The sequence below is a fragment of the Amycolatopsis sp. NPDC059657 genome (assembly GCF_042734395.1).
Classification (GTDB): Bacteria; Actinomycetota; Actinomycetes; order Mycobacteriales; family Pseudonocardiaceae; genus Amycolatopsis.
This window is the reverse complement of the sequence record NZ_JBHWEB010000010.1, coordinates 22,747-41,974: the sequence shown is the minus strand read 5'-3', so window position 1 is coordinate 41,974 and position 19,228 is coordinate 22,747. Positions and strand designations below refer to the sequence as shown.

The 19,228-nt window shown below is 69.1% G+C and carries 8 protein-coding genes, 1 pseudogene and 1 riboswitch; of the genes and pseudogenes, 6 read left to right on the top strand and 3 right to left on the bottom strand.

Features of this window, described 5'->3' with window-relative positions; genetic code table 11:
• Nucleotides 1-6: 6 nt before the first annotated feature.
• Genes ACFV15_RS07865 through ACFV15_RS07855 form a run of 3 tightly spaced genes read left to right on the top strand, consistent with a single transcriptional unit; the run spans nucleotide 7 to nucleotide 5,396 of the window.
• The gene (locus ACFV15_RS07865) at nucleotides 7-900 is read left to right on the top strand and encodes a hypothetical protein (protein ID WP_378349430.1); all 894 of its coding nucleotides are present in this window, start codon (nucleotides 7-9) and stop codon (nucleotides 898-900) included.
• 58 nt (nucleotides 901-958) lie between these two features.
• A complete protein-coding gene (locus tag ACFV15_RS07860) occupies nucleotides 959-1,597 on the top strand; it encodes a hypothetical protein (RefSeq protein WP_378349429.1) in 639 nt (212 codons plus the stop codon).
• Nucleotides 1,598-1,601: 4 nt separating this feature from the next.
• A complete protein-coding gene (locus ACFV15_RS07855; RefSeq protein WP_378349428.1) occupies nucleotides 1,602-5,396 on the top strand; it encodes a hypothetical protein in 3,795 nt (1,264 codons plus the stop codon).
• A gap of 252 nt (nucleotides 5,397-5,648) precedes the next feature.
• Here the strand turns inward: ACFV15_RS07855 and ACFV15_RS07850 are convergent.
• Together ACFV15_RS07850 and ACFV15_RS07845 are read right to left on the bottom strand one after the other, a co-directional pair.
• Nucleotides 5,649-6,821, bottom strand: a pseudogene (locus ACFV15_RS07850) (IS3 family transposase).
• A 223-nt stretch (nucleotides 6,822-7,044) separates the two neighbouring features.
• Nucleotides 7,045-8,235 carry a DUF222 domain-containing protein gene (locus tag ACFV15_RS07845; protein WP_378349427.1) on the bottom strand — a complete coding sequence of 397 codons (1,191 nt, stop codon included), beginning with the start codon at nucleotides 8,233-8,235 and terminating at the stop codon, nucleotides 7,045-7,047.
• Between the two features lie 564 nt (nucleotides 8,236-8,799).
• On the opposite strand from ACFV15_RS07845, the gene ACFV15_RS07840 reads away from it, so the two are divergent.
• Genes ACFV15_RS07840 through ACFV15_RS07830 form a run of 3 tightly spaced genes read left to right on the top strand, consistent with a single transcriptional unit; the run spans nucleotide 8,800 to nucleotide 15,362 of the window.
• Nucleotides 8,800-11,061: a hypothetical protein gene (locus ACFV15_RS07840; RefSeq protein WP_378349426.1), complete on the top strand. Its 2,262-nt coding sequence runs from the start codon at nucleotides 8,800-8,802 to the stop codon at nucleotides 11,059-11,061.
• A complete protein-coding gene (locus tag ACFV15_RS07835) occupies nucleotides 11,058-13,847 on the top strand; it encodes a hypothetical protein (protein ID WP_378349425.1) in 2,790 nt (929 codons plus the stop codon). Before ACFV15_RS07840 ends, ACFV15_RS07835 begins: the two co-directional genes overlap by 4 nt.
• Nucleotides 13,848-13,856: 9 nt before the next feature.
• Nucleotides 13,857-15,362, top strand: coding sequence for a DUF6345 domain-containing protein (locus ACFV15_RS07830; protein ID WP_378349424.1), 1,506 nt, complete (start codon nucleotides 13,857-13,859; stop codon nucleotides 15,360-15,362).
• A gap of 52 nt (nucleotides 15,363-15,414) precedes the next feature.
• Here the strand turns inward: ACFV15_RS07830 and cobN are convergent, their stop codons facing one another.
• A complete protein-coding gene (cobN, locus tag ACFV15_RS07825) occupies nucleotides 15,415-18,990 on the bottom strand; it encodes a cobaltochelatase subunit CobN (protein WP_378349423.1) in 3,576 nt (1,191 codons plus the stop codon).
• A gap of 55 nt (nucleotides 18,991-19,045) precedes the next feature.
• Nucleotides 19,046-19,115, bottom strand: a riboswitch (cobalamin riboswitch).
• Nucleotides 19,116-19,228 lie beyond the last annotated feature (113 nt).

Here is a 19,228-nt window from a genome sequence, read left to right as displayed (position 1 = left end):
AGCTGAATGAGAACGTGCGCTGCCGGGCTGGCCGCCGCGCCCGATTACCTCGAACTCAGCGCCAGGCCACTGCAGCCGCCCGCGACCGCGACCCGGCTGGACGCGGTGAGCGGCGCGTTGGTCGGCCCGCATTTCAGCCTGGGGTTCAGCGCGATCGAGGTCCGCTCCGACCTGCCGCCGGAACTCGGCGGCAAGCACGCGGCCGACGGCTACGAATTCCTCATCGCCTACGGCACCAGGGAACCGGCGTTCGAGCCGGTCCCCGTGCCGGGGCCGTCGATGACGGCCATGCCCGCGGTCCGCGTCGGTGAGCTGCGCAGACTGCTGCCACGCCAGGCGAACAGCGGCGACTCGGTGCTCGTGAGTGTCCGAAAAGGACAGTCGGCGCTGCTGGAGGTGCTCGACGCGGGCCGGTCGCTGACCTACAACCTGCGCACCGGAATCCGCGGTCCCGAGAACCCGGCGGGGTTCTACCGCCCGCGCGTCGTCGAAATGGGCGACGCGCGCACTGCCGGCAAAGGCACGGTCGCCTCCGGAGATGTGGAAGTCGGCATCGACTTCGGAAAACGGAGCTGCTACCTGCAACCCTGGACGGCCGCGACCGGCTGGGCGGCCGACCACCGGATCTTCCTGGAGTGCACGGATCTTCGCGTGACCGTCGACGGGCCTGGGAGGCCTGGCACGGTCAGCCAGCCGGAGACGTTCTCGCTCGAACTGCCCGGCGGAGTCAAGGTTCCGGCCAGGACGGGCGCGGCGCACGTGGTGCTCTTCGAGCTTCCCGACGACTTCGCGGGAGCCGAGCTGACCGTGGACCCGGCGGGCGTGCGGCTCGGCGACGACGCGGGTGCGTGGATCACCCCGCCGCCACCGAAGAAGGTCGCACTGTTCATTCGGGCCTGATCCGCGCAATGCGTCAGATGACGCATACTCCATGTCGCATCGCTGCCAGCATCGCGGAGTGTCCGAGATCAGAACGCCACTCGCCGTGCACCGGACCATTCTCGCCGTCGACGTGCGGGGATTCGGGGATCGCCGCAGGACCACGCCGCACCAGGTGGCCGTCCGCGACGGGATGTACCGCGCGGTCAAGCGGGCGTTCCGGGTGGCGGGCCTGTCGTGGGGAGACTGCCACCGCGAGGACCGTGGTGACGGCTTGGTCGTGCTCGCGCCAGCGGAGACGCCGAAAGGGCCGTTCGCCGAGACGTTGCCGCTCGCGGTGGTCGCGGAATTGCGTGAGCACAACGCGACACATCCGCCCGAGGAGCAGATCCGGCTGCTGGACGCGCCCGCGTTGAAGAAGGCGCTGGCCTCCTCGCCCGGTGTGCTGTCGCTGATCGCCTCGGGATGGTTCTTCGACGAGGTCGTCCGCAACAGCCCGGTGCTCGACGCGGCGACGTTCCGGCCGGTGCGGGTCGCGGTCAAGGAGACCAGCACCGTCGCGTGGATCTCCCTGCCCGATCATCCCTACCCGGCGGCGGCCGAGGCTGTGCCGGAGGAAGAAGCGGCGCGGGGCCCGGCGATCACGATGACCGCGACCAGCTCGGACAACGGCCGGGTCTATCAGGCCGCGCGGGACCAGCACATCACCGAGCGGTGAAGCGATGGATCCCAGCGACCCGCCCACGACTCCGTTACCCCGGATCCACCTGGAGGCACACGCTTCCGGTGACAGCCGTATCCAGCTGGCAGGCCGGGATCAGCACATCTACTACCGCGACGGCGTCCGGATGCGGCGCCGCACGGTCGCGGGGAACCCCGTGCGGGAGTGTCCTTATCCGGGGCTGGCGGCGTTCGGTCCGGAGCAGGCCGAGTGGTTTTTCGGACGGGACGGGCTCGTCTCGGAACTGATCGACCGTCTCGACCGGAGGCTGCTGAGCGGCGGTGTCCAGGTGGTGCTGGCGCCGTCGGGAGCGGGGAAGTCTTCGCTGCTGAGGGCCGGGCTGCTGCCCGCACTCGACCGCGCCGTGTTGCCAGGCTCGGACCGGTGGCCGAAGCTGGTGCTGACGCCGACCACCGACCCGTTGTGGGTGCTGGCCGCCAATCTCGCCGCGCTGACCGGCGGCGACGTGGTCGCGACCGTCGAGGAACTCGCCACCGACCCGCGCCGGTGCGTGCCGATGCTGACACGGGCGTTGCGCGGACCCAGCGGTGACCCGGACGCCAGGGTCGTGGTGGTGGTCGACCAGTTCGAGGAACTGTTCACGCTGTGCGCCGACGACCGGCAGCGGCGCGTGTTCATCGACCTGCTCGTCCACCTGGCCGACGCTTCGCTCGGGCTGGTCGTGGTGGGCGTGCGCGCCGACTTCTACCCGGCCTGCGCGGACCGGCCGCGGTTGCGGGCCGCGCTGCAGGACGCGCCGCTGGTGGTCGGGCCGATGTCCGATCCTGAGCTGCGCGAGGCGATCCTCTACCCGGCCGAGGCGGTCGGACTGGAGGTCGAACCGGGTCTGGTCGAGCTGCTGCTGCGTGATCTCGGCGCCACGACGAACGCCGGCGCGGACCGGGAGGCGGGCTACGAGGCGGGCCGGTTGCCGTTGCTGGCGCACGCTTTGCGGGTCTGCTGGCAGCAGCGCAACGGCGCGACCCTCACCGTGCGCGGCTACCAGGACGCGGGCGGCATCCAGCACGCGATCGCCACCACGGCCGACCGGGTGTACGACGGCCTGGACGACACCGGCCGCCGGGTCGCGCGTGCGCTGTTCCTCAGGCTGATCAGGATCGGCGAAGGAGCCGAGGATGTCCGCCGCAGCGTCTCACGTGCCGGGCTGCTGGCGGCGAGCGCTGATCCGGCCATGACGTCGGCGGTCTTGGCCGTGTTCACCCAGGCGCGGCTGCTCACCCAGCGCGAGGACACCGTCGAAGTCACCCATGAGGCGTTGCTGACCAGCTGGCCCCGCCTGCGGGAGTGGATCGGCGCCGACCGCGACTGGCTGCGCGCGCACCAGCAGATCGCGGACGACACCGCGTCGTGGCGGCGCGCCGGCCGCGATGTCTCCTTGCTGTACCGGGGAACCCGGCTGGCGGTCGCGCGGCAATGGCTGCCCGCGCACGCCGGTGAACTGAACGAGGCCGAGCGCGACTACCTCGACCGCGCGTACGCGCACCAGCGCACCCAGGCCCGCAGGCGGCGGGCGCTGCGCTCCGGGCTGGTGCTCGTGCTCGTGGTGGCCATGGTCTTCAGCGCGCTTTATGTTTACACGCAACAACAACGCGACCAGGCCCAGGTGCTCGCAGACTCACGGGCGCTGGCGCAGGCGTCGCAGGACACCGCGACAGCCGACCCGGCGTTGTCGGTGATGACCGCTCTCGCGGCTTATCAAACGGAGCCGACACAGGAGGCCCGCAATCAGCTGTTGCGGGAGTACATCAAGCATTCGGGTGCCACTCGTGTCCTTTCCGGACTGTCGGGCAAGCTCGCGGTGTCGCACACGAGCCGGGACGGCGAAGTGGTGTTCGCCAGCACCGACCTGGGACGCCCGATGCTGTTCACCCACGCCGCCACCGGGACGGTGCGCGCCGAGCCGGTGGCAGCCGGGCACGTGACCTACACGATGGTCACCCCGGACGGGAAGCGCGCCGGTTTCGTCGACGACAGGGGTGCGCCCGGCTGGTTCGAGGTGGGCGCCGACGGGCACGCCGGGCCTGTGCACCGGTTACCGAAGGTCACCGGATTCAAGGTGTACTACAACGGACCGCAGGACGCCGCGACGATCTCGCCGGATGGCAGCCTGCTCGCGGTCACCACGGGCGAACGCCTCATCTGGTGGAAGCTGGACACTGGGGCCAAGACCGAACTCACCGCACCCGCCGGTGCCGTGAATGGGATCTGGATCGGCGCGGACAACCGGACGCTGCTGGTGAAAACCGTTCCCTCGATCGGGAGCTACGGTCTCGTCGCGGTCGATCTGGCCACAGGTCAGTCGCGAACCGTACTGGAACCGTTGAAGGGACAGGAATTCCTGGTGACCGGCGACCGCACGGCCGTCGCGGTCGGCCGCCGTCAGGGTGATGAGCAGTCCGTCTACCAGCTCGTGCGGATCTCTGACGGCGCCGCGCTGGGGAGCCCCTATCCGGTCAAGTCGTTCACCTACGGACTCGTCGGTGTGGACGTGACCGGCCGACGGATTCTGCTGAAGGAAGAAAGCGGGAGCCTCGTGGATTTGGTGCTGGGCACCAAACTCTCTTCCGGTACCCAGCTTTCCGCCGACACCTCGCCGGTCACCGACCTGATCTCGTCAGGGGACAAGCTGCTACTCGCCTCACGGGCGACCGCGCAGATCACCTACACCGAGCTGCCACTCGGCCTGCGGACGCTGCCCGTCGTCACGCAAGTGCTCACCCGCGACGGAACCAAGACGATCAGCCTGCTGAAAGACGGCTCGCTTCAGCTGCGGCCCGCCCCCAACAAGGATGACCGGCTACTCGCCGAGGCGCCCGCCCCGCAGCCCCGTTGGGACCCCGCCAACAACATCATCCGGTTCAGCAGGGACGGCACGCTGTTCGCCAATCGTGAGGCCTCGAACGTGGTGGTGATCCGTGAAACCGAGAGCCTGCGCGCGATCGCACGGGTCACCACCGCGCCCCCGAGCAGCCCGCGGGAGACGACGGTCGGCGACTACCTCCTCACCGGGCGCAAGGAACCGGACAACAACTTCAGCTACAACTTCGGCGACGCCGGGAATCTGCTGACCGTCTCCGACACCCAGGTGCAATCGTGGGACTCGCGAACCGGGAACCGGATCGCGAGCTGGGACGCCCGCGCCGTGCTCCCACCCGGCGGCGAAGGCGTCGCGGTCGGCCCGTATCGGACGGCGAACCAGGCCTCGGTGATCGTTTACGGCGACCCGGTCGTCCGGATCGTCGACCTGACCACCGGGCGCACGGAGACGACGATCGAGACCACTCCCGACATCATCGGTATCCAGTTCGACTCCAGCGGTCGCTACCTCGGGCTGCTGCGCCAAGCGTCCGTCGTCGAACTCTGGCGTCGCGATCCGCCACGCCGGGAGCTAGGTCCGTTTCACAGCCTGACCGGTATCACGTCCGCGCCGTGGGTCGCCCGGTTCGTCGACGGCGAAGGCCAGTACGTGATCGCGGCCAACAACTCCATCCGCATCTACCGGATCGGGGAGCCCGCCCCTGTCGACACCTACGAGTTCGGGCACCCCAACGGCAGCAAGCGGGAGAATCCGTACAACTTCATCGACCTCTCCTCGAACGGCAAGACCCTGCTCTACACAGACGAGAAGGGCATCGGCGGCACGCTTTCGCTCGATCCGGCTCGGTGGGTACGCGAGCTGTGCGGCGTCATCGGGTACCGGGACTTCACGCCGGACGAACGGGCGGCGCTGCCCGCTTTCGTTCCGGCGCGGCAGATCTGCGCGCCTGCGGGGTAAGGGGGCGTCCCAAGGCCGGGGTTCGGGCCTGAGGGGCGGGCTTCGGCGGGGGAGGCCTCGCGACCGTGCGCCACCGTTGACCTTCGCGTCGATGGATGCCTCCAAGGTGCCGAACGACGCATTGGGGTCTGTGGCGAGCTTTCTCCGGCTGAGATATAGGAAGCTGCTCTGGGTTTGGGTCTGCCTGGGTTGGATCCAGGGCGGTCCCGTATGAACATTTCTGTCAAGCCCCGGGGTTTCGTGGAGACTGGATTAGTTGGTTTCCAGGGTTGCGGTGATCGGGTGGGGCATCGCGTGTAGTGCCTCGTGCTCGGCGGGTGGGAGGTGTCCGAGTTCGCCGTGCAGGCGCCGGTTGTTGTACCAGTCGATGTACTCGACGGTCGCGATTTCCAGGTCGTCGAGACCGCGCCAGGGGCCGCGGTTGCGGACGAGTTCGGCCTTGTAGAGCGAGTTGAACGCTTCGGCCATCGCGTTGTCATAGCTGTCGCCGCGGGACCCTACCGAGGCGACAGCGTCGGCCTCGGAAAGGCGTTGGGTGTAACGGATCGCTCGATATTGCACTCCGCGGTCGCTGTGGTGGACCAACCCGGTCAGGTCGGCGCGGCAGGCCTGGCGGCGCCAGATCGCCACCTGCAGCGCGTCCAGGGCGAGATCGGTGTAGAGGTTGGTGGCGGCCTGCCAGCCGACGATCAGGCGGGAGAACACGTCCAGCACGAACGCGGCGTAGACCCAGCCCGCGGTGGTGCGCACGTAGGTGATGTCCGCGACCCACAACTCGTTCACCCGCGTCGCCGTGAAGTCACGTTCCACCAGGTCAATCGGCCTGCCGGTCTCCGGCGCCGGCCGGATCGTGCGAGGAGACTTGTCGCGCAGCAGGCCGCGTAACCCGGCCTCGCGCATGAGCCGCTCGACCGTGCACCGCGCCACCTCGACACCGCGGCGGTTCAGCTCAGCCCAGACCTTGCGGGCCCCGCAGACGCTGTAGTTCGCCTCATGCACCCGCTTGATCTTCTCGGTCAGTACCCGATCGGATACCGCGCGAGCGGATTCAGGACGGGTCTTGGCCGCACAGTAGGTCGACGGTGTGATCTGGGCAGGCGTGCCCTCAAGCACCTGCAGGACCGGCTGGACACCGTGCTCCTTTCGTTGGGAGTCAACGAAATCGACCTTCATCGCGAGGGACGGTCCAGCTCCGCCGCGAAGAAAGACGCCGCTGATTTCAGGATCTGGTTCGCCCGCCGCAGCTCACACACCTCACGCTCCAGCCTGCTTCACCCACATCCGCAACGTTTCAGGATGCACACCCAACTGGTCGGCGATCCGCTTGATCGCCCCGGCCGCTGATACCGGATCCCGCCTGGCCTCCACCGCCAGACGCGTGGCCCGCTCACGCAACTCATCAGGGTACTTCCGTGGTGCCGCCATGACCGTGAATCCTCCGGGTATTCGATGTCTCCATCAAACCCGGGGCGGGACAGTTTTCGCTGCTTGGGGCGGGTTGGGTGGTGGGTCGCTGCGGAAATGTCCATACGGACCGGGGGCACGTTGTCGCGACCGTGTTGTGGCTCGCCAGGGCCCGGACCGGGGTTCTGGTCCTGCCTGGGGTGGTGGGTCGGGCTGCCTCGGTGGCGGTCGCGTGGTGGCGGTGTCAGGTTCGGCTGGTGTGGAGGGTGTTGCGGCGGGGCGTGCGTGCGGGGTCGATGAAGGCTGGTGGGATGAATTCGGGGTAGCCGTCGGTGGCGATGCGGACTTCCCAGTCGCTGCTGTGGATGAGGCGGTGGTGTCTGCCGCAGAGCAGCACGAGGTTGTCGATCTGGGTTTCTCCGTGGTGTGCCCAGAAAATGATGTGGTGTGCGGTGCAGCGTTGGGGTGGGGCGTCGCATCCGGGGAAGGCGCAGCCGCCGTCGCGGATGGCGAGTGCGAGGCGTTGTGCTGGGGTGGCGAGGCGTTGGGTGCGGCCGACATCCAGCGGTGCACCTTTAGCGTTCAAGGTGACGGGGATGATTTTGCAGTCACACGCCAAGATCCGGGCCTCGGTCGCGCTGATGTCCCCGACCAGATCCAGGCAAGCGCGCCCGATCCCGGTCTTGAGTTCCTCGAGCCCGATGGTCACCACGACGTGGACGCTGTCCCCGGCTTGGGTGGGGATCTTGGGGTTGGTCATGCCGAGGGCGACGAATTCGGCGAACGCGTCACCGAGGCGTTCCCACTGCGATCGGGTGTCGCGGCCTTCCTCTTCGGTGGCGGGGCGCGGTTTCGCGAGTGGGTCAAGGGTGGCTTTCAGGCGGGCGATGGTTTCGGCGTCGGTTTTGATCTTCACGCCGTGGGTCCCGTCGCGGTGGGTCACGAACCCGAGTTCATGCCGCGGGGCGGTGGGGTCGGGGTCTTTGGGTTCGCGTCCGTCGGGGTCGAGCCGGTCCCGCAGGTTCATGGCGGCCTGGGTGATCTGGCGTGGCCCGGCAGTACGGGCGAGATCGACGAGGATCTGCTCCCCGGTTTCCCGTTCCTCGGCTGATACCCAGGCGGGCAGGGCGGCGAGTCCGGCGATGATCGGGTCCAGTTGCGCTGCACCCAAGTCACCGTCCAGCGCGGCGGCTGCGGCATAGGGTGCCAGCGCGGGAATCCTCATGCCGCCGTCCTGACGCGGGTTCAGCGCCCGAGCGCGATCGACACGGGCTTTGGCTTCGGCGGGTTTGATCTGGACCCAATCGACCAACGCCTGTGATAGCACCGCGTATCCGGTCACGTCTTTCACGCCGCGGGATTCGATCTCGGCGAGGATCTGGCCTTGCTCGGCGTCGAGGCGGCGTTTTTCTCGTTCGCGGGCGAGGTAGTTCATGAGCAGCGCGTCCTTCTCGCAGCGCCACCACTCGGGCGGTGCTGCGACATCGGGACTTTCGGTACTGACCATGACTCCATCTTACCTGCGCCCAGAGTCATATGACACTAGACATTTCGGGTTTCTCGTTTTTCGGCACGCGGACTTCGGGGCAGGCCGACCCATCACCAAGGCGGACGTCAAGTCTCGGGTGGGGTTTTCGGTGAGCCACAAAGGATTGTGGACAACGTGCCCTCGGTCCGTATGGATATTTCCGCGGCGACCCACCACGACACCCGACCCAAGCAGCGGAAATGTTCATGCGGGACCGCCCTGGATCCACCCCAAACAGACCCAAATCACGGCCTCCCCGCGAGTGTCAAAGGTCCACAAGGGACTAAGCCGCGCGACTCCGCCAGTGTGGACTGTCCTTTGTGTTGCCCGATGGGACGGTCGTAACGGTTGCACCCGGCTGTGCACTTTGGACTGTTCAGCCCCGTCTCCGTACCGAGCATTCTCGGTGACGGGCGCAGCAATGGGCTGTTCCGCCTGGGGGTTTCACATCATCAGTACAGGGGAATTTCAATGGCTGATCCGGTAGGTCCGCTGTATGCCGCTGGCATCTCACCGATCACGAAGAGCGGCTACACCATCAACTTCCTGCCTGACGCGCACAACTACGAGCTGCAGGCCGAGGGGAAGGCGCCGGTCTACTACTACCTGCCGAACGAGGTCCGCCTCGCCAGGCGTAACGGGGACACGGGCGACTACATCTTCTCGATGATCCACTTCGTCGGGGTGCGGGGCGACAGCACGCATGTCGGTGTGCCGGGCAAGGAAGAGGTCACGGGTGGTCTGCTCGGGTTCTCGACCACGTCGGCGCCTCCCGGGAACCTGATGAAGGAGGCGCAGCAGCAGATCATCGACATGTACCGCGGCAACTCCAACCGCTGGTGGGGCTGGCGGAACCAGGTCCAGCCGGTGTTCCGGCCGGTGCCGGTGGTCAGCAACACCACCACCGTGACCAACCTTTCGCCGAACCCGGACGGCTCGGTCCCGGTCGTCACTCCTCCTCCCGGCGCCCCCGCCGCGACCCGCGGACTGCCGCCCGCCATCCAGTCCGCGTCCGGTGTCGTCTCGCGCAAGTCGCCGCGTTCCGTGCCGCGTGACGGTGAACTGCGGGCCAGCAACCTCGACCCGTGGTACGTCCACATGCAGGGGCAGGGGGCCGGCTCGGTCACGCCGGAGGCGCACAACGCCTACTCCGGCCTGATGGGCAGCCTGCCGGCCGCGCTGGTGTGGACCTCGTTCCACGGTGGCACCGGTGCCTTCAGCGTGTGGCAGAACCTGAAGCTGCGCGTGGTCAGCCCGGTGATCACCCTCGACATCGTGGGTGACTGGGACCGCATCCAGGATCACTTCTCCGCGGCCGCGCACGGTGGCGGCTGGTTCTGGTCGGCCGACATCAAGGCCGCCTTCAACAACATGCGCCAGGACGGCACGATCACCGTCAACTGCTTCGTCGACACGACGCTGCCGGACGCCGCGAAACTGACCGAGCAGATCGAGAAGCGCGGCGACCTGGTGTTCCAGAAGTTCATGGAGCAGGCGCAGAAGGTCATCTTCGACCCGCCCGCCTTCAACGAAGAGCCCGCCAAGGCCAGCGGCGGCTTCCTCGGCCTCGGTGGCGGCGCCGCGTTCAAGCTGCGCCGCGACAAGACGCACCTGCACCTGGAGTACCACGAAAAGCGCGAAATCGCCTACTTCCAGGACTTCCCGATCAGCGGCCAGCTGCAGGGTCTCTACGACGAGATCAAGGCGGACCCTGCCAACGAGAAGAAGTACTTCACCACGCTGTACCTGTCCGACTGGGAGCGGAAGGTCTCGCGCACCGTCGTGCCGATCGTGAACTGGCCAGACGCCGCCCGCAAGTGGGTCGGCCAGCCGTGCGCGATGCTGTCGGCGCAGATCGGGTACCCGAACACCGCGGGTGTCGTGCAGTGGGACGGGCACCTGTTCCAGCGCACCGACGACCCGGCCAAGGCCAACTGGTCGACCGCGGTCGAGATGAAGAGCGCCGCGGACGTGACGAACGCGCCGGCGGGCTGGACCCCTGACAAGACCTTCGTCAAGCGCAAGGTCCACTTCACCGAGCCGCCGAGCCCGCTGGAGAACCCGTACGTCCGCGTCGACATCGAGAAGAACGTCGTCGACCTCGACCCCGGTGAGCTGGGCACGCTGACCAACGAGATCAACCTCGAGGTCCGCGTCGACGAGGTGGGCGGGCTCGCCGTCGGGCCGATCGGGCTCAACGTCGACCTGGAGACCCCGAAGCAGTTCGTCGAGGTCACCTTCCAGGCGCTGGGCAAGAAGGCGGACGGCACCGAGCGCGCGCCGGTCAAGTTCAGCTGGGCGTACGGCGACCAGTACGAACCCCGCGTGTGGATGCTCTTCACCGGGCAGCCCGACTTCATGCCGCGGTTCAAGTACCAGGTCAAGGTGATCGTCAAGGGCAGCATCTTCACCAAGGGCATGGAGTGGACCGGCCCGTGGCAGGACTCCGCGGCCAGCGGCCCGCTGATGGTGACCGTGCCGACGCCCGAGGACGAAGGGGTCACCACGAAGAGCCTGGTCGCGCGCAGCGAGATGCCCGCGCTCAAGCCCGCCTCGGACCGGCCCGCGTTCCCGGCCAACCCGGAGCTGCCGGTCAGCGAGGCCAACGGCGCCGAGCCCGACGGCAACGGCTGGCACTCTCCTACGGCCGCACCTTCGCCGGCGGCCGACGCTCCCGTGGCCGACGAGGCCGAGGAGTCGGTGTTCGAGTCCTACTCCCCGGCGGGGGCGTGAGCGCCACCGCCATCGGCAGTGCACCCCGGGTTCGCCGGGACGGCGACGGCAGGCCGGTCTTCGGCCTGACCGTGGCGCTGTCCCGGCGGCCCCGGCCGGACGAGACCTCCGTCCGGCACCTGGTCGAGCACGGCCAGTGCGGGTTCGAGCTGTCGGTGGCTGACGCGGCCACCTCCTTCCGCACGGTCGACGCCGTGCTCGCCGACGGGGACACCGAGCTCGCGAAGGTGTCCGGCGCCGGTGCCGACCCGGTGCTCGCACTGAGCACGATCCTCGACGCGCCAAGGACTTTGGCGATCCTCGACGCGCTGGACGGCAAACCGGGCCCGCTCGCCATCGCCGTGCGCGGCACATACGGCACGGCGGGCGCCAAGCGTTCGGTCCGCCTGCGCGGCAAGTGGCTCGACGTCCACCGGCGGCTGGCGAACATGGCCGACACCGACGGCAAGCTGCGCCACGCCCAGGTGTACGCCGTGCTCACCTACCTGCTCGGCGACGGCACCGTGCTGGTGTCGATCGACGGCACCGATCTCCCGGGCGGGGTGCCGGAGGACGCGAAGGACGCGGTCGCCGCCGCCTGGCTGCGTGCCATGTCCTTCCTGGTCAAACGCGAGACCCCGGAGCTGCCCGCCACCGATCCGGCGAACCGCTACTCGCTCAAGGCGGCACCGAGCGCCGGGTTCCCGATGGACGTCACGGTCACCACGACCGTGCCGGGCAGCGCGGAACTCGCCTGGCGCACCCCGCTTTCCGACGTGCTCGGCGGATTGCTCACCGGGCTCGGCGAGGACCGCTACGTCCGGTACGTGGTGCTCGGTGAGGACGAGCCGGAACCGGCGGCGCGCGCGACGCGGCGCCCGGTCGGCCCACCGCCGCCACCGCCGGCTCCCCAGCTGCCGCTGGCGTGGGACGGGCTTTACCCGCGTGACGCGGCACGGTCGAATGTCCGTTGGTACCAGCCACAATTCCGGCTGCTGCCGACCTCCGCGGACAGCCCGCGTGACGGCGCCGGGTTCCTGTTCGCCTTCGCGCAGCGCGCCGGTGGCGGGCTGACCGGCAAGGTCACCTTCCGGCTGAGCCAGTCCACCGCCGAAGAGGCGGCGGCCGCGTGTGGCGCCCCGCTCGCCAACATGCGGTCGCTGTTGAGCGGCTCGCCGTCGATGACGCTGTACATCCCGTACAAGGACGCGTCCACCGGGCAGACCAGCACCCAGCCGTTCGGCGCCAGGATCAGCGCGGTGGGCGACATCTGGACCGCGGAGGTCGACCTGCTCGACGACTGGGTCCGGCTGGCGTACGGCGCGCTTTCCTCACCAGGCTTCCAAAGCAGGCCCGCGGAGTTCGTCGTCTCGTATTCGTACAGTTCGGCCTACAAGGGCGAGGCTGGGTTCCGGGCAGCGTCGACGAGCCGGGCCGTCGAAGCGGTGGACGGTCATGGGCCGAGCATCGCGATGCAGGACGGCGGTGACCCGCCGCCGATCTGGGTCGATCCCAGCCAGCGGTGGAATGTGACCACCGAAGAGGTCAGGCAGAGCAGCACCACGCTTTTCCCGTGCAGCACCTACAAAGGCCGCTACCGGCAGCAGTTCGCCGACGGCGAGCGGATCATCGGCTGCCAGGACGCGCTGCGCCTCGGCGAGGTGAACCTGCAGCAGTACGCCGAGCTGACCGATCTCGCCGCCGACTTCGGCACGCACTGCAAGGTCTTCCGCTCGCTGCAGCAGCCGAGCCAGTTCCTCGTGGTGCCCGCCCGGTACCGGATCACCCGGTTTCCCGCCGACGATCCGAACGGCAGGGCGTTCCGGCCGGACGTGGTCGTCTACGCGGTGCTCGGCACCAAGCCGGAGGACAGCCGGTATCACCTCACCGCCTCGCTGCAGCCGGACCTCGCCTCCGATGTGCGGCGTGACCTCGAATATCGGCTGATTTCCTATGCCGTGCCAGGGGTTCCGCCACGCCTGGTGTTCCCGACGGACGCCACGGTCAACGCGGCCGTCGGCTACCGCTGGGCCGACACCGGGCGTCCGGAGCGGCCGGAGGTCCAGCCGCAGGCGTGGGACAACCTGCGGGTCGAACTGGCCAGCGGCGCCGAGAACACCTTGCTGATACTCGAAATGATCGGCAAGAACGGCTACTCGGGCACGGCCACGTTCACATTGCCGGACGGCATGGCCGTGGCTTCGCAGCTGCTGCTCGACTCGTACGTGGCCGGGCCGCCCGCCACCGGGCCGGTGCCGTCGACCGTCACCGGCACGACCGCGACGCTCACCAACCGGATCGAGCGCGCGGTGACCGTGCCGGAACTGCTGACCTTCACCGGGGCCGGTGTGCGCGGCACTGTCGCGTCGGGACAGAGCATCGCGCCAGGGGCGGCGCTGCAGGTCACGGTGCCCGCCGGGGTCGCCAAGGTCTGGCCGCGGTGCGTACCCGCCGGTGGCCCGCTGGCGGTCGAAGAGCTGCGCGTGTTCGTCCGTGACGTGCAGACCGACCTCGTGGTGGTCGACCTGATCGATCACGCGGCACGTGGCATCAAGCGGCTGCACGTCGGCGCGCGGGTGCACGCGGCCGACCCGGTCGAGGTCGGCGGTGACTTCCCGGACACCCGCGAGGTCCGGCTGCGGCTGACGCTGCCGGTCACCGACTACCTGCGGGCCAACAGCGTCGGGCTGCGTTTCACCAGGGAGATGACCGACGGCACCACGGTGACCGGCCCATGGCTGCCATGGGACACCGCCCGCAAGGGCAACGTGGTCTCGGTCGACTGGGACCTGCTTTCCAAGACATAGGAGAAAACCATGGCACTACTGGACTCGCTGGAGGCCGCGAATCCGTTGCGCGCCACGGCGGCTGCCGCGGCCGGCATGTACGGCTTCTGCTCGATCGAGACCTTCGCCGGCACGAGCGGCCTGCGCTACACCCATGAGGACGCGCAGGGCTTCCACGATTACGTCGCCCAGTTCACCACGCCGAACTTCTGGTTCAAGGACCAGAACGTCACGCCGTGGGTGTGGGACAAGAACTACGACAACTACCAGGACCAGTTCGGCTTCGACGCGTCCTGTGTCTCCTACCATTCCGGGCACGGGGACATGGACAAGAACACCGGCGTCTACCGCGCGCCGATGGGCGCGGCGTGGAACGGCGCCGACTGGATCTACTCCGACGCGATGCGCCTCGGCGACAACAACGCCCGCTACTTGTTCTTCTCCACCTGTCTTTCGCTGCGGGTGCACGACGGCATGACGCCGGTGAAGACCTGGCACGGCGCGAACGGCGGCTTCCGCATGCTGTTCGGGTTCGAGACCGAGAGCATCGACGATCCCAACTACGGCAAGTACTTCTGGGAGGAGTGGAACAAGAACAAGGCGTTCTCCAAGGCCTGGATGGACGCGAGCTGGCGGATCGACCGCAACCAGGCGCCGTCGGTGATGGCGTGCGGCGCGACCGATGCCGAGGCGCGCAACCGGCTCGACAACGAGCGGCAGTTCGACCGGACGGCCGCGACGCCGTCGTTCTACACCTGGCGCTGGTTCGACCCGGAGCCGCGCGGCGCGCGCCGGTCGCCCAACGCCGAACTGCCCGACCGGCTGGCGGTCGCGCGGCTGCACCCGTCGGCCCCGGTCGAGCGTGGCGCGGTGGGTGAGCGGTTCGGCCTCTCGACGCGGTCGGCGTCGCTGGACGCGCACGTGTCCGTCGGCGAACACGGTTTCTGGGAGGCGCGGCTCGCGCACCCGGCCGAGCCGGGCGCCGACCCCGGCGTGCGCACCGTGCGGCTGGCCGCCGAGCGCGCGGTCGACCGGTACGGTCTCGCCGACGCCGTCGACCTCGTTTTCGACGAGGTGCGCTACGAGCACGTGGCCTCGGCGGGCACCGACGGCACCGGCACCGAGGCTCAGGTGCGCGAAGCGGTGGTCACCTTCCGCCAGGTGATCAACGGGATCCCGGTGACGTCGCCCGGTTACGGCGAGGTCCGGATCCGCGTGGACTCCGGCGGCACGGTGACCTCGGTCAGCGACACTTCGCGGCCGGTCGCCGACCTGATCGAGCGCGCACGCGCCGACGCGGGCCCCGACCGGGAGTCCGCCGACGGCGTCGAGAGCGCGGTGAACGAGGCGGTCCGCCGTCGCGTCCGCTCGGTCACCGGCGAGGCCGACGACGCCGAGACGGTTCCGGGTTCGGCCGAGGTGGGCTACGACCTGAGCGGTTCGTACGGTGACGTCGTCGCGTCGCGCACGGTCCGCGTCGACTGCGGCGAAGGACTGGTCAAGCGGTACCGCGTACAGGTTCCCGTTACGGCATAAGGGAGTCGTGAGTGGTATGGCCGGTTCTAACCGGCCATACCACTCACGAGCCCTAGCCTTCGAGATCGCCTTCGATGCTCAGGTAGACCTCGCGCATCTGGTCGAGCAGGTCCTGATCCGGCTCGGCCCAGAGGCCTCGGTCGGCGGCTTCGGTGAGCCGCTCGATGATCCCGCGCAAGGCCCACGGGTTCGCCTTGCGCATGAACTCCTGGTTCTCGGCGTCGAGCACATAGGACTCGGTCAGCTTTTCGTACATCCAGTCGCCGACCACGCCCGCGGTCGCGTCGAAGCCGAACAGGTAGTCCACAGTGGCGGCGAGTTCGAACGCGCCCTTGTAACCGTGCTTGCGCATCGCGGTCAGCCAGCGCGGGTTGACCACGCGGGCGCGGAACACGCGCGCGGTCTCTTCGCCGAGCGTGCGCGTGCGGACCGCGTCCGGGGTCGTGCTGTCGCCGACGTAGGACACGGGCGCGGTGCCCGTGAGCGCCTGGACGGTCGCGATCATGCCGCCGTGGTACTGGAAGTAGTCGTCGGAGTCGGCGATGTCGTGCTCGCGGGTGTCGGTGTTCTTGGCCGCGACCACGATCCGCTTGTACGAGTTCTCCATGTCCTCGCGGGCGGGCCTGCCGTCGAGGCCGCGGCCGTAGGCGAAGCCGCCCCAGACCGCGTAGACCTCGGCGAGGTCGGCGTTGTCGCGCCAGTTGCCGGAGTCCATCAGCGGCAACAGCCCGGCGCCGTAGGCACCCGGCTTCGAGCCGAAGATCCGGGTGGTGGCGCGGCGGGTGTCGCCGTGCGCGGCGAGATCGGCGCGGGTGTGCGCGCGGACGTAGTTGTCGTCGTCGGACTCGTCGAGGCCGGAAACGAGCTGGACGGCGTCGTCGAGCATGTTGATGACGTGCGGGAACGCGTCGCGGAAGAAACCGCTGATGCGTACGGTCACGTCAACGCGCGGCCTGCCGAGCTCGGCCAGCGGGATCGCTTCGATCCCGGTCACCCGGCGCGACGCCTCGTCCCAGATCGGCTGGACTCCCAGCAGCGCCAGCACCTCCGCCGCGTCGTCGCCGGAGGTGCGCATCGCCGACGTGCCCCAGACGGACAGGCCGACCGAACGCGGCCAGTCGCCGTTGTCCTCGCGGTAGCGGGTAAGCAGTGAGTCCGCGAGCCGCTGCCCGGTCTCCCAGGCCAGCCTGCTCGGGATGGCCTTCGGGTCGACCGTGTAGAAGTTCCGGCCGGTCGGGAGCACGTTGATCAGGCCACGCAGCGGCGAGCCGCTGGGCCCTGCCGCGATGTAACCGCCGTCGAGCGCGTGCAGCACGGCGTCGATCTCGCCGTCGGTACCCGCCAGCCGCGGCACGATCTCGGTCGCCGCGAAGCGGAGCACCCGTTCGACCTGCTCGTCGGGGTGATCGAGCACTTCGGCGGCCGCGTCGGGCGCCCAGCCGCGTTCCTCCATCGCGAGGACCAGCGCGCGTGCCTTCTGCTCGATAGCGTCCACTTCGGACAGTGGGGCGTCGGAGTTCTCCTTCAGCCCCAACGCGGAGCGCAGGCCGGGTACGGCGCCTTGCTGCCCGCCCCACATCTGCTGGGCGCGCAGCATGGCCAGCACCAGGTTGACGCGCGCCTCGCCCGTGGGCGCCTCGCCGAGGATGTGCAGCCCGTCGCGGATCTGCGCGTCCTTGACCTCGCACAGCCAGCCGTCGATGTGCAGCAGGAAGTCGTCGAACTCGGCGTCGTGCGGGCGCTGCTCGACACCGAGGTCGTGGTCGAGCTTGGCGGCCTGGATGAGCGTCCAGATCTGGGCGCGGACCGCGGGCAGTTTCGCCGGGTCCATCGCGGCGATGTTGGCGTGCTCGTCGAGCAGCTGCTCCAGGCGCGCCATGTCGCCGTAGCTCTCGGCGCGGGCCATCGGCGGGATGAGGTGGTCGATGATCGTGGCGTGCGCGCGGCGCTTGGCCTGCGCGCCCTCGCCGGGGTCGTTGATCAGGAACGGGTAGATCAGCGGCAGGCTGCCGAGCACGGCGTCCGGTGCGCACGAGGCCGAGAGCCCGGCCGTCTTGCCCGGCAACCACTCCAGCGAACCGTGCTTGCCCAGGTGGACGACGGCGTGCGCGCCGAACTCCTCCTCGAGCCAGCGGTACGCGGCGAGGTAATGATGACTCGGCGGCAGGTCGGGATTGTGGTAGATCGCCACCGGGTTCTCGCCGAATCCGCGTGGTGGCTGGATCATCAGGATGACGTTGCCGGACTGCAGCGACGCCAGCACGATGTCGCCGTTGTCGACGTAGAGCTCACCTGGCGCGGGACCCCAGTGCTCTTCCATCCCCTCGCGCAGATCAGAGGGCAGCTTGTCGAACCACTCCTGGTACCGCGCGGCCGGCACCCGGATCGGGTTGCCTGCCAGCTGTTCCTCGGTGAGCCACTCGGGATCCTGGCCGCCGGCCGCGATGAGCGCGTGGATGAGCGCGTCGCCGTCCGGCTGCTCGGTGCCGGTCGGTTCGACACCGGGGAACGGCTCGTCGCCCAGGTCGTAGCCGAGCTCGCGCATCCGGCGCAGCAGCTTGATGGCGGACGCGGGCGTGTCGAGGCCGACGGCGTTGCCCACCCGCGAGTGCTTCGTCGGATAGGCCGACAGCATCAGCGCGATCTTGCGCTCGGGCGCCGGGGTGTGGCGCAGCCTGGCGTGCGCCAGCGCGATACGCGCGACCCGGGACGCGCGCTCGGCGTCCGGGACGTAGCGGGGCAGGCCGTCCTCGTCGATCTCCTTGAACGAGAACGGGACCGTGATCAGCCTGCCGTCGAACTCCGGCACGGCCATCTGGTTGCCGGCGTCGAGCGGGGAGAGGCCCTCGTCGCTGGCTTCCCAGGTCTCGTGGTCGCTGGTCAGGCACAACGCCTGCAGGATCGGGATGTCGAGCGCGGCCATCTCGGCCACGTCCCACGCCTCGTCGTCGCCACCGGCGCCGACCTCGGACGGCCGGGTGCCACCGGCGGCGAGCACGGTGACCAGCAGCGCGTCGGCCTTGGCCAGCTCGGTCATCATCTCCGGCTCGCGGGTGCGCAGCGACGCGCAGTGGATCGGCAGCGCGCGCCCGCCCGCCGCCTCGATCGCGTCGGCGAGGCTGTGCACGAAAGCGGTGTTCCCGGACAGGTGATGCGCCCGGTAGTAGAGGATCGCGATGACCGGGCCGGTTCCTGAGGAAGACGGCCGGTCGAGCACGCCCCAGAGCGGCTGCTGAGCGGGCGGTTCGAAGCCGTCACCGGTGAGCAGGAGCGTGTCCGAAAGGAACCGGTGCAACTGCGTCAGGTTTTCGGGGCCACCCTGCGCGAGGTACGCGTGCGCCTCGGCGGCGATACCCGCCGGAACCGTCGACAGCTTCATGAGCTGGGCGTCCGGGGTCTGCTCGCCGCCGAGCACGACCACATGCGCGCCGCTCGCGCGGACCGTGTCGAGGCCATCCTGCCACTCGCGCTCGGAGCCGAGGATGCGGACGACCGCGATCTTCACGCCGTCGAGCAGCGCGGGCAGGTCCGCCAGGTCGAGCCTGGCCGGGTTGGCGAGCCGCCACTCGGTTTCGCCGGATCGGGCGCTGAGCAGGTCGGTGTCCGATGTGGACAGCAGCAGGATCACAGCGTGGAGCTCCTCTCGGGGTGTCCTCGCCCCGGGTAGTCGAACGCGTCCGCCGGAGTTCCTGGCTTCCGGAGAGGTCTCCGGTCACAGTGGCGGGACCGCCCCGGGCTCACACCGGGTTCCTCCACCTGCCGACGCGTGGGTGCGCCGCTCACTCTCCGGGCCGACGCACCCCGCCGTCAAGGTGACATGGCCTAGGGGTGATCGCAGTGTTCTTACTCTCGTTGACTTCCCCTAG